The sequence below is a fragment of the Enhygromyxa salina genome (assembly GCF_002994635.1).
GTDB lineage: Bacteria > Myxococcota_A > Polyangia > Nannocystales > Nannocystaceae > Plesiocystis > Plesiocystis salina_B.
Genome location: NZ_PVNL01000142.1, coordinates 113319 through 126295, shown reverse-complemented (window position 1 = coordinate 126295; position 12977 = coordinate 113319). Strand labels below are relative to the sequence as shown.

The following is a 12977-nucleotide window of genomic DNA, read 5'->3' as shown; positions in this document are numbered from 1 at the left end:
CCGTACCCCCATCCGCCAAACACTCAACCGACCCCTGATACCCCTCATAAACCCCCTCAATCGCCCCCAAGTTGTCCACCACAACCTGCGGCGGCCCCATCTCCGGCACCTTCTCGATCCGCAGCGCATACGGCATCCCCTCCCACCCCGGATAACTCCCTCCCTCAGGCACACAAACAGGCATCTCCTCGCCCTCGACCTGAACCCGAAACAACGAGTCCCCCCCACACAGCACCTGCTCGGTCGTCGTGATCACCGTACTCCCAACATCCGGCAGATCCGCGTTCGCATGAAACGTCGGATCCAGCGTCATCTCACCCGGCGAGATCGTAGTATTGAGCCGAGTGAGCTTCGGCCAAGTATCCAGCAGATCAACCGCATGCAGCCCCGGCTCGATAATCCGCTCGAGCACCGCAGCCGAGAACGCAAGATCATCCCACGCCATCATGTCAATCTGGTCAGCATAGTCAGCAATATTATTCCAAAAGACAGTCGCAGCCACCCCGTCCGGCGGCGGAATGAACTCGAGCAGCAGCGCGCGGATCAACGGGTGAATATTCAGCCCCTGATCCGCAATGATGTCAATCGCAGCAATCGGATCGACCCCCACAAACGCCGTCTCATCCCAGCTCGGCCGATAAACATTCAACGTCTCAACAACCTCACTAGCCCCAGCATACTCCGTAACAAACCCGCGCCCCCCAGCCTCATCCACCGCCATGCTCAACAACTCGGTATAAGCACCCCCCGACCCCTGCGGCCAGTCATAAGCCAGCGGGTTGAGCACCACGTGATCATAGTTGCTGGGCGCCCACCGAGCTTGCCCCAAGAAGTACGCGCGGATCCCCATGTCCTCCTTCGCGGCGATCCGCGTGAGCCGGATCGGCACGCACGGCTCGGTGCCCTGAAACTTGAACGACAGCGGGTGAATATCCTCGACCTCAGCCCCGGCGGCCAACTTGACGGCCGCGAACAAGAACCCGTCATCCAGATACTCCTGCAGGATAGGACTGGCAGCGGGATCCTGCGCGTAGTTGTTCGCGTCGAGAAAATCGATCACCTCCTGCGCGGTGCCACCTTGCAACACCACGACCTCGAACGCGCCGACGACCGCCTCGAACACCACGTCGGGCCCGGGGTCGCCGCCAGCGTCAAACTTGGGTGAGAACCCACCACTATCACCCTCGTCGCCACCCCACGGGTCGTCCTCCTCACAGTCGTAGGTGGTCTGAACCTGCCAGCTGGGCGCGAGCGCGTTGCTCATCGCGGTGAACAGCGGCGCCGAGCCCACCGCGACCTCGGGGATCGCCTGGATCGGCAGCACCCACGCGAAGCGCTCGGCCTCCCCGGTGTACTCGATGCGGACTTGGACCTCGATCGTCGAGCCGTCCATGATGAACAAGATGTCCTCGCCGCGCTGGTCGACGGGCATCGGGTTCGGCAGGTTGTCGCAGAAGGTCCCGCCGCAAGCGTCGGCGCTGCGTGGGGCCCCGAGCAGACCCGCGGCGATCATCAGGGGGGGCAGGGCGAGCAGCGAGGTGAAGCGAGTTGGCGAGGTCATGGGCAGTCTCGGGCTAGCTGAGCGGCCATGATACCGACAACGCCGCGCAAATAGCCATCGAGCCGGCTCGATCACCCACAGTTCATCCCCCCGGAAAAACGCAGTGACCGAGCCGGCCCGAAGCTAACCCCGCTCTCCGAACCAGCGCTGCCGGCGAACCAAGCCGAGCCCGAGCAACCCGAGCGCGAGTCCCCATGGTCCGGGATCACGACCGCGGTCAGGGCCGCCGCTGTTGCAGGCACAGCCGACCGCGGGGGCGTCGGCGGTCGACCCTGGATCGCCAGTGGTGCCCGAGTCGCCGCCGTCGCTGGTGCCGGGGTCGCCGCCGTCCTCGCCGCCTGGACCCCCGGCGCAGTTCTGTTCAGTCTGATGGAGGGTCCAGTCGGCCACGATCTGCTCGGTAAAATTCTCGAGCACCTGCGGCGGCCCCATCGACGGGATCTGCTGGATGAAGCGCACGGGGTGCTGACTGAGCAGCTCCGGCCAACCCTGCGGATCCTCGGGCAGGCAGACCGGCAGCGGATTCACGCCCCAGGGGACCAGGTAGCGCGAGCCGACCTCCCCGCACAGATCCAGGCCCTCGGCGGTCTTTTCATTGGAGACATCGGGCAGATCAGGGGCCGGCATGAACACCGGATCGATCGTCATCTCCTCGGGCGAGATCGTGGTGACCATGCGCGTCAGGTACGGCCAGGTGTCGAGCAGCTCGACCGCGTGCAGGCCTGGCGTGATGATCCGCTCCGAGAGCGCGGCCGCGAACGCGTCGGCGTCCCACGCGGCCTGATCGATGAGATCGGCGTACGCCTCGATGTTGTTCCAATAATCCAGCGGGTCGACCCCGTCGGGCGGTGGGATGTACTGCATCAACAACGGCTGGATCAGCGGGTGGAAGTTGAGGATCTGAAGCTGGATGAGCTCGAGCGCCGTGATTGGATCGACGCCAATGAACGCCGTCTCGTCCCAGCTAAATTCAAAGATCGCGTTCTGGTTGACGGAGTCGGAGTCGCCCGCGTAGTCGGTGGCGAACGCGTGGCCGCCCGCAAGATCGACGGCCAGCGCGAGCTGCTCGGTGTAGAGCGCGCGGCTGTTGCTGAGCCCGCCGGTCTGACTCCACGGGAACGCCAGCGGGTTGAGCTCGACGTGCAGGTAGTTCTGCGGGGCCCAGCGCTGCTTGTTCAAGAAGTACACGCGCACGCCCATGTCGGGCTCGGCGGCGATCCGGGTCAGTCGCAGCGGCACGCAGGGCTCGTCGCCCAGCATCCGAAACACCAGCGGGTGGATGTCTTCGACCTCGGCGGCGGCGGTCAGCTTGACCGCGGCGAACAAGAACCCCTCGTCGAGATACTCCTGCAAGATCGGCGCGGCCTCGAGATCCTGCTCGTAGCCGTTTTGCTGCAAGAACTGCATGACCCCGGCGACGCTCCCGCCTTGCAGGACCACGACCTCGAACGCGCCGACGGTCTCCTCGAGCACCAGGTCGGGCTCGCTCGCAGACACGATGTCGCTCTCGGGCACGAAGCCGCCGCCGCCCCAGTCGCTGGGATCCTCGTCGGGGCACGCGTACTCGAGGTTGGTCAGCCAGCGCGGGGCCGTGGCGACGCCGAGCTGCGTGAACAGCAAGTCCGAGCCCACGCTGATCTCGGGCAGGGCCTGCAGCGGGACCAGCCAGGCGAAGTGCTCAGCCTCACCCGTGTATTGGATGCGCACGTGAACCTCGATCTCGGCCCCGTCCTGCACGAACAACACGTCTTCGCCCCGCTGATCCACGGGCATCGGGAGGCCGCCGTTGTTGTCACAAAACGTGCCCCCACACGCGTGCGCTTGGATCGGCATGAACGCGAGGGCCGGAGCGGCCAACAGCAGGGGGGCGAGCGAGCGAAGCGTGAAGGTCATGGTGGTCTCCTGTGTGGCTTGTCCTACATCAATGAGCTGCAAAAATGAGAGGCAGCGGGCAACTTTTCGACCAAAACTGTTATTGCTAACCCAAACTTGCACGGATCCGGGACGTGCGCAAGCGCAAAGTGTTGGCGAAACAGGAAAGTCGAGGGTTGGGTCGAAGCCGGCGACCTCGCGCAGCGACCGGGTGGGTTCGGGACAGTGACGCTGCTTCGTGCTACCTGGCACCGCGAACCCCGTCATGACCGTGCCTCACCGCCCATCCGCCCGCCGTCGGACCGTCGCGCTCGCTCGCTCGCTGCTGGGGCTCTCGCTGCTGAGCGTGCCCGCGTGCAACGGGGCGATGGGAGGTGCCCCCGGTATGGATGGCGGCAAAGATGGCGGGCAGGAGGAGCAAGAGGAGCGGCCCACCCCCGTGCTGCTCGTGACCGTGGAGCTCGGCACGATTCAAGGTCAGATCCGCGCGGCGTCGACGATCGAGGCCGAGCTGCAGGTCACCGTGCACGCGGAGTCGACGGGCCGCATCACCGCCCTCGAGCTCGAGGAAGGCGACGAGATCAAGGCCGGGCAGCAGCTGGCCCGGATCAGGCGTGACGCGCAGTCGCTGGGGTTCGAGCGCGCGGAGACTAGCCTCGCCGACGCGCAGCGTGAGCTCGACCGGGTCGAGAAGCTGCTGAAGCAGGGCATCGCCAGCCAGAGCGAGTACGACCAGGCCAAGTCGAGCGTCGAGCTGGCCAAGCTCGACAAACGCGACCGCCGCCGCGATCTATCCAACACCGTCGTCAACGCGCCGTTCAGCGGGATCTTGACCCGGCGGTTCGTCGACGAGGGCGCGTTCGTGAGCAACGGCGCGCAGATCTTCGAGATCACCGACTTCACGACCCTGGTCGCGCGCGTGTACGTGCCCGAGCGCGAGCTCGACCGGATCGCCGTCGGGCAGCCCGCGGAGATCGTCGGCAAGGCGGCGAAGAACCGGCAGGGCACGGGCGAGGTCCGCCGGATCGCGCCCGTCGTCGACGCGACCACGGGCACGGTCAAGGTCACGATCGGGCTGCCCGACACGCTGGTCGGGGGCACGACCGGGTTCTTGCCGGGCATGTACGCCGAGGTCACGCTGACCACGGAGGTCCACGAGAACGTGCCGCTGGTGCCCACGCCAGCGCTGGTCCACGATGAAGAGCAGACCTTCGTGTTCATCGCCGACGGCGACCGGGCCAAGAAGGTGCTGCTCGAGACCGGCTTGAGCGACGACGAATTCGTCGAGGTGACCAAGGGGCTCGAGGCCGGGGCCCGGATCATCGTCGCGGGTCAGTCGGGCCTCAAGGATGGCGCGCTGCTGCTCGAGGTCGACGCCAAGGGCAAGCCGATCGGAGGTGACGCCAATCCCGCGGTCGAGGGTGACGTCGAGCAGCCGTCCACGCTGCGCAAGGCCACCAAAGAAGGCGTCGCAAAAGCCGGCTAGACCTCCGGGCAGGGCTCGCCATGGCTGACGATCGGGACACACGCAAAGACCAGGCCGTTCGCGAGGCGCAAGCCAGCGTGTCGGGCTGGCGGGCTCGGCTGCGCTCGATGGACCGGCTGCGGTTCACGGTCACCCGACCGGTCGCGGTCTTGATGGTGTTCTTCGCCGTCATCGTGTTCGGGCTGTTCTCGGCGCGGATGCTGCCGGTCAACCTGATGCCGGACATCAGCTACCCGAAGCTGACGGTCCGCACCGAGTACGAGGGCGCGGCCCCGGCCGAGGTCGAGAACGACGTCGCGCGCCCGCTCGAGGAGGTCTTGGGGGTCGTCACCGGGGTCACGCGGATCTCCAGTGTGTCGCGGGCCGGCTACGCCGACGTGGTCTTGGAGTTCACCTGGGACACGTCGATGTCCGAGGCCAACCAGGACGTGCTCGAGAAGCTCGACCTGATCAAGCCGAACCTGCCCGATGAGATCAAGACCCCGCTGATCCTCCGCTACGACCCCAGCCTCGACCCGGTGCTGGTCCTGAGCTTGGTCGGTGAGGGGGAGGCGTACGAGGGCCTCGCCGGGCTCAAGTCGCTGCGTCGGGTGGCCGACCGCGAGGTCCGGCGGCTGCTCGAGCCGGTCGATGGCGTGGCCTCGGTCAAGGTCCGCGGCGGCCTCGAAGAAGAGATCCACGTCGACCTCGACGAGGACGCGCTGCGCCGGACCGGGATCTCGAGTCAAGACGTGATCACGCGGCTCGAGTCCGAGAACATCAACCTCGCGGGCGGCAGCATGCGAGAGGGCCGGACCCGCTACCTGATCCGGACCGTCAACGAATTCGACGAGCTCGACGACATCCGCGAGCTCGTGGTCGCCAGCCGCGATGGCCGCGACGTGCTGCTGCGCCACATCGCCGAGGTCGACTACGGGCACAAAGATCGCGAGGTCATCACCCGGATCGACGGCCGCGAGGCCGTGATGATCGAGGTCTACAAGGAGGCCGACGCCAACATCGTCGACATGGCCCAGCGGGTCCGCGAGCGGATCGAGACCCGCGTCGGTCCCAAGCTGCAAGGGGAGTACGGCGTGGGTCTGGGCGTGGTCTCGGATCGCTCGCTGTTCATCGAGTCGAGCATCGATGAGGTCCGCAACACCGCGTTCTTGGGCGGCCTCTTCGCGGTCATCGTGCTGTTCTTGTTCCTCCGCGAGGGGCGGGCCACGGTGATCGTGGCGCTGTCGATCCCGATCTCGATCCTGGTCACCTTCGCGCCGCTCAAGCTGGCCGGGGTCAGCCTCAACATCATGTCGCTGGGCGGCATGGCGCTCGGGGTTGGGATGTTGGTCGACAACTCGATCGTCGTGCTCGAGTCGATCCACCGCTGTCGTGAAGAGGGCGATCCGCTGTTCCGGGCCACGCTGCGCGGGGTCTCGGAGGTCGCGTCGGCGGTGATCGCCTCGACGCTGACCTCGATCGCGGTGTTCTTCCCGATGGTGTTCGTCGAGGGCGTGGCCGGCCAGATGTTCGGGGATCTGGGCCTGACGGTCGTGTTCTCGCTGCTCGCCTCGCTGGCGGTCGCGCTGTTCTTCATCCCGATGCTCGCGTCACGGCAGATCGCCGCGTACGACGACGCGCGCAGCCTCGGCGCCCAGCTGCGCCTGCGCTGGACCCGATGGACCAGCATCATCGAGGTCCGCGAGACGATCGCCGGGTTTCGCTGGTGGATGGTGTTGCTGCTGCCCTACTACCTGCTGCGCCTGGTCCTGCACCTGGCGCTCGAGATCGTCGCCAAGCTGGTCTCGACGATCTTTGGCGTGGTCGCCACGACCGCCGTCCACGTGGTTCGCGCGGTCCTCTGGGTGCTGAGCTGGGTGGTCAAGCCGGTCCTGTGGGCCTTTGACCATGTGATCAACGCGCTCACCAAGATCTATGGCTCCGTGATCCGCTGGTCGCTGCGCCACGCGATCATCGTGGTCACGCTCGCGCTCGCGGGGTTCGCCGTGATGCTGCTCGGGGCCGGGCGCCTCGACTCCGAGCTGATCCCCGAGGTCCACCAGGGCGAGTTCACCGTCGAGCTCGTGTTCCCGGTCGGGACGCCGCTGGACGAGACCAACGCGATGGTCGAGCCGATCGAGCAGGCCCTGGCCGAGCGCGTGCCCCATCTTCGCGCCTCGGTCACCACGATCGGCAGCGAGCGAGACAGCGACGACGCCGGCGAGCGTGGCGAGCACACCGCGAAGATCGCCATCTCGCTGCTCGCGGGGGGCGGGCAGCAGCAGGCCGCCGCCACGCGTCAGCTGCCGGGCCCGGACGCCGAGTCCGGGGGACCCGAAGCGCCTGGAGCCGACACTGGCGCAGAACCAGAAGCGACGCCCAGCGGCGACGCGTCGATTCAGCAAGGCTCCCCGGAACAGGCCGAGGCCGAGGCGCTCGAGGTCGTCCGCGAGGTCGTCCGCGACGTGCCCGACCTCCACACCAACATCGCGCGGCCGGTGCTGTTCTCGTTCAAGACCCCGGTCGAGGTGGAGATCCGCGGGCATGATCTCGCCGAGCTCGCCGAGGCGACCGAGCTGGTCCGGGCCCGACTCGAGGGCATCGACGGCCTGCGCGACGTCAAGGGCTCGATCCAGCCCGGCAACCCCGAGGTCCAGATCTTCTATGATCGCGACGCGCTCGCCCGCCTGAACCTCGACATCCGGGCGGTCGCCGAGCTGGTCCGCGCCAAGGTTCAGGGCCAAGAGGCGACCAAGTTCAACCGACTCGATCGCAAGGTCCCGATCCGCGTGCGCGCCAGCGGCATGGACGAGGCCAGCGTCGAGGAGCTGCGCAACCTGGCCGTCAACCCGCCGGGCGCGGCGGCGATGGCCCGGATCGAGATGGGTGACCTGAGCGCCCAGACCCCGCCGATCCCGCTGTCGGCCGTCGCCGAGATCAAGGTCGGGCGCGGGCCCAACGAGATCCGCCGGATTGGCCAGCAGCGCGTCGGCCTGGTCACCGCCAACATCGAGGGGGTCGGGCTCGGCAGCGTCGCCGATCAGATCCACGCGGCGCTCGACGAGATCACGCTCCCGCCCGGAGTCACGACCGCGGTCACCGGCCAGAGCGAGGAGTGGGACACCTCGAGCAATTCGCTGTACCTCGCGCTGGGGCTGTCGGTGTTCCTGGTCTACGTGATCATGGCCTCGCAGTTCGAGAGCCTGATCTACCCGCTGATCATCCTGGTCTCGATCCCGCTCGCGTTCGTGGGGGTGGTCGTGGTGCTGTTGGCGATCGACATGCCGATCTCGGTGATCGCGTTCCTGGGCGCGATCATGCTGGCCGGGATCGTGGTCAACAACGCGATCGTGCTGGTCGACTACATCAACCAGCTCAAGGCTCGCGGTCACGAGACCGCGAAGGCGATCGAGCTGGCTGGCACGATCCGGCTGCGGCCGATCCTGATGACCACGCTGACGACCGTGCTGGGGCTGCTGCCGATGGCGCTGGGGCTGGGCGACGGGGCCGAGATCCGCCAGCCGATGGCGGTGACCGTGATCGCGGGCCTGAGCTTCTCGACCTTGCTGACGCTGATCGTGATCCCAACCCTGTACCAGCTGGTCGATCGCCTGACCGGCAGCGGCGACGGGCTGACCGCGGGCGAGCGGCTCGACGCCGAGATCGCCTCGGTCGACCACACGCTGCTGGTCTCGGAGGCCGTCGAGCTGGCGTCGCGCGGCAAGCCCTCGGTGGCACCCCCGAGCGATCCACCCGATCCACCCGATCCACCCGATCCACCCGATCCACCCGCGACAGACCCAACGGGAGCGTGACATGGCCGGACATCACCTGCGCGAGAACCCTGTCGTCCGTACCGCGCTGAGCCGTCCGATCACCATGTTGATGGTGTTCGCCAGCGTGCTGGTGCTGGGCGTGATCGCGGTGATCAACATCCCGCTCGAGCTGATCCCCAGCGGCGCGGCGGCGCCGTTCTTGTCGGTCGAGATCCCCTACGGCAACGCGACCGCGCAGGACGTCGAGGACAAGATCACGCGCCCGCTCGAGGCTGAGCTGGCGACCACGCCCAAGCTCGACCAGATCAGCGCGACCTCGAGCTCGAATCGGGCGCGGGTGAACATGCAGTTCGACCAGGACGCCGACATGGACATCGCCTATCGCGAGGTCCGCGATCGCGTCGCCCGGGTCCGCGGTGATCTGCCCGACGACGTCAAGCAGATCTATATCCAGAAGCACTCGGCCGAGAACATCCCGGTCGCGTTCTACGGCGTGTCGTGGCCCGAGGGCCTGGACAACCCGCGCGACCTCATTGATCGCGGGCTGTTGCGTCGGCTCGAGCGCATCGAGGGCGTGGGTCTGGTCAACGCGTGGGGCCAGGCCGATCGTGAGATTCGCATCGAGATCGACCGCGAGCTGGCCGAGGCCGCCAACCTCAACATCTTCGAGATCGCGCAGACGCTGTCGTCCTCGCACTTCAACCTCGCCAGCGGCTCGCTCGTGGAGCGCGACGGCAAGTACCTGCTGCGCTCGATGGCCGAGTATCGGTCGCTCGAGGAGCTCGAGAACGTGGTGGTCGGAGCCAATGATCTGCGCCTCGACGACGTCGCGGAGGTGCTCTACGACTTCCCCAACCAGGAAAAATTCAGCCGCTACAACGGCCGCGAGTCCCTGGTGATCTTCGTCATCAAGGAGTCGCAGGCCAACACCGTCGAGGTGTCCGAGCGGGTCAAGGCCGAGGTCGCGGAGGCCATGAAGGATCCCACGATGGCGCCCTTCGAGGTCCTGCCGATCTTCATCCAGGGCAACACGATCGTCACGGGCCTGCAGCAGGTCGTGGAGTCGGGCATGCAAGGCGGGATCCTGGCGCTGTTCGTGCTGCTGTTCTTCTTGCGGCGGCTGCGGCTGACGGTGGTGATCGCGCTGGCGATCCCGCTGTCGATGTTCATGTCGCTGCCGTTCATGTACTTCTCCGATCAGACCATCAACTTGGTCTCGCTGATCGGCCTGATGATCTGCATTGGGTTGGTGGTCGATAACTCGGTGGTGGTCGCGGAGAACATCGCGCGCTACCGCGGGCGCGGGGTCTCGCGCTTCGCCGCCGCGCTGCACGGCACCAGCGAGGTCGCGCTGCCGATCACGCTGGCCACGGCCACGACCATGGCCGTGTTCCTGCCGGCCGCGCTGCTGAGCTCGGGCTCTACCCAATTCTTCATGGTCCGCATGGTCACGCCCGTGTGCGTGTCGCTGCTGGCCAGCTTGTTCGTCGCGCTCGTGCTGATCCCGATGGCCGCCGCGTTCTTGCTCGATCGAGATCTGATCGAGTCGGCCGAGCCTGGAACGCTGCGCTGGCGGCTGATGACGATCGACCGGTGGTGGAAGACCAAGCTGACCTGGCTGTACGAGCAGACCTTCGGCCGGCTCAGCCTGCTGTACGGCAAGCTGCTGCGCCTGAGCTTGCGACGGCGCATGGACGTGGTGCTGATCGGGCTGCTGGCCATGGCCTCGCTGGCGATCCCGGCCAACCCCGAGACCGGGGTCAGCCGCGCGGGCGATCAAAACATGGGCGGCCGTCAGGTCTCGGTCCACTACACGATGCCCCAGGACGTGACCCTCGAAGAGGCCGACGCGTTCTTCCGCGAGCTCGAGGTGTGGTTCGCCGACAACCGCGAGGGGTGGAATGTCGGCGGCGAGTTCGTGCAGGTCGAGCCCGGCTTCGCGAGCGTGGAGTTCTTCTTCGATCCCCCGCGCGAGGGCGATCCGCCCTACCGAGAGACCGGCAAGCAGATCTTCGAACAGATGCCCGAGCCGCCGGGCTGGAACAAGCGCTCGAACTTCGCCGAGTCCGACGGCGGGGCCAGCAACTCGTTCCCGGTGTTCATCTACGGCGCCGACCACCGCTCGGTCCAGGACGTCAAGACCGCCCTGGCCGAGGAGCTCGACAAGCTCGACGGCGTGATCTCGGTGCTGGGTTCGTCGCGTGATGACAGCCAGCGCGACGAGCTTGCGATCTCGCTGGACCCGGTGATGGCCGAGCGGCTCGGGGTCTCGGCCGGCATGGTCGGCAACACGATCGCCTACGCCCTGCGTGGCAGCCCGCTGCCACGCTTTCACGGCGAGGATCGTGAGATTGACGTCTGGATCCGCTACGAAGAGGCCGATCGCGAAGAGCTCGACGATCTGCTCGAATTCAAGGTCCCGACCAACGCCGGGACCGCGGTCCCGATCCGCACGGTGACGCAAAAACACGTTCAGAAGGGCGAGACCGTGCTGGTCCGCAACAACAAGCGGGTCGCGGCGCTGATCGAGCTCGAGCTCGAGCCCGAGGATCGGCAACAGACGGTCGCCCTCGTCCAGGCCTACTTGAACGCCTACGAGCTGCCGCCCGGGGTGTCCTTCGACAGCGATCAAGAGGCGCGCAGCATCGGCGACGGGACCACGGATCTGATCATGGCGATGATCCTCGCGTCCGTGTTCATCTTCTTGATCATGGGCTTTTTGTTCGAGAGCTTCGTGCTGCCGCTCTCGGTGCTGCCCGCGATCCCGCTCAGCTTCGTGGGCGTGTGGTGGTTCCTGTACCTGACCGACAGCGATCTCGATCCGCTCGCCGGGATCGGCTTGTTGTTGCTGCTCGGCGTGGTGGTCAACAACGCGATCGTGCTCGTCGACTTCATCAACGGCGCGCGCGAGCAGGGGCTGGACCGAACCGAGGCGATCGTCGAGGCCGGGATCCAGCGGTTTCGGCCGATCTTCATGACCGCGCTGACGACCGTGGGCGGGATGCTGCCGCTCGCGTTCGCCGACGCGCCAGCCGAGGGGATCCCGTACGGTCCGTTCGGCAAGACCCTGGTCGGGGGCATGACCACCGCGACGATCCTGACCCTGGTGGTCGTGCCGGTCAGCTACACGGCGTTCGATGATCTGCGCGAGCTGGTCCAGCGGTGGTTCGCGCGGGTGTTCGGCAGCGGCGGCCCAGCCGGCGAGTAGTGGGCGGTCGTTCGCACACACGCGGGCGATTTCGCTACTAAGCGTGCATCAAAGGTCGCTGCGCATCACTCGATTTTCACCAATGAAGTCGAGCTGCGCGCCGTCCCTCGATTTTCCGGGACGCGGCGCCAAATACAGATTGATCTTCCGTGAGCGGTCTGCGCAGACTGACACGCAATGTCAAAGGTAGCTATCACTGGGGTTTCGTTGAGCTTGGGCCTCGTCGTCGCAGGTTCTGGCTGCGTCGCCGAAGACGACGGCTCAAACCCGTTCGGCGATGGGCTCGGCACCTACACCTATGGGACCGACGGCGGCGACGGTGACGGTGACGGTGACGGTGACGGCAATGGAGATGGTGACGGCGACACCGATCCGACCGGCGACGGCGACCCCAGCACGGGCGATGGCGATCCGGGCACGGGTGACGGTGACGGCGACCCAACCACCGGCGATGGCGACGCCGATCCATGCGACGGCGAGAGCCCGTACATGGGCGGGTGGGACATCGGGTGCTGCCAAGACCAAGTCGTGCCTGGCGGCTGGCAACCCGGCCAGATCGGGCCTGGCACCGTGATCCCAGACTGGACCTTCAATGATCAGTTTGGTGACGCGGTCCGCCTGTACGACTTTTGCCACGAAGCCATCTATTTCGAATATGTAGCCCTGTGGTGTGGCTCTTGCCAAGCCAAGGCACCCGCGGTCGCAGGCCTGTTCAACATGTACGATACCCAAGGGTTGATGACGCTCAGCTACATGAGCGAGAATGGTTCGGGTGGTCCGGCGGCGCAGGCCGACGTGGTCGCGTGGGCCAACCAGTACGGCCAGAACGGCCTGGTCGTATATAGCGGCCACCAGGACGTCTGGTACCCATTCGGCGTCAACCAGGGCGGCAACAGCTGGTCGATCGCGCTGCCCGGCACGATGCTGCTCGAGCCCGGCATGAAGGTCAACAAGATGGGCGTGCCGTCCAACGCCGAGATCCAAGCCGCGCTCCCGTAGCCCCGGTCCGGGTCGACTTGCTGCGCAAATAAATCGCCGGCGAAACCCGGCGAGGGAGATAGATACAAACCCGCGACCGCCACCCACCATCTCGGC

General features: G+C 66.5%; 6 protein-coding genes. 4 read left to right on the top strand and 2 right to left on the bottom strand.

Features of this window, described 5'->3' with window-relative positions:
• The coding region (locus ENSA7_RS39630) for a DUF2330 domain-containing protein (protein ID WP_106094641.1) at positions 1-1561 on the bottom strand (1561 nt) is incomplete at its 3' end.
• Positions 1562-1684: 123 nt separating this feature from the next.
• Entirely contained in the window at positions 1685-3454 is a 1770-nt protein-coding gene (locus ENSA7_RS39625) for a DUF2330 domain-containing protein (RefSeq protein ID WP_219908144.1), read from the bottom strand.
• Positions 3455-3698: 244 nt separating this feature from the next.
• Between ENSA7_RS39625 and ENSA7_RS39620 the strand changes: the two genes are divergently transcribed.
• The 4 genes from ENSA7_RS39620 to ENSA7_RS44740 all read left to right on the top strand — a co-directional run bounded on the left by ENSA7_RS39620 (position 3699) and on the right by ENSA7_RS44740 (position 12881).
• Positions 3699-4919, top strand: coding sequence for an efflux RND transporter periplasmic adaptor subunit (locus tag ENSA7_RS39620; RefSeq protein ID WP_106094640.1), 1221 nt, complete (start codon positions 3699-3701; stop codon positions 4917-4919).
• Between the two features lie 20 nt (positions 4920-4939).
• A complete protein-coding gene (locus ENSA7_RS39615) occupies positions 4940-8713 on the top strand; it encodes an efflux RND transporter permease subunit (protein WP_106094639.1) in 3774 nt (1257 codons plus the stop codon).
• Between the two features lies 1 nt (position 8714).
• Positions 8715-11882, top strand: a complete 3168-nt coding sequence (locus ENSA7_RS39610; RefSeq protein WP_106094638.1) for an efflux RND transporter permease subunit — start codon at positions 8715-8717, stop codon at positions 11880-11882.
• A 207-nt stretch (positions 11883-12089) separates the two neighbouring features.
• Positions 12090-12881 (top strand): TlpA family protein disulfide reductase, encoded by a 792-nt coding sequence (locus tag ENSA7_RS44740; protein ID WP_181234571.1) that lies wholly within the window; start codon positions 12090-12092, stop codon positions 12879-12881.
• Positions 12882-12977 lie beyond the last annotated feature (96 nt).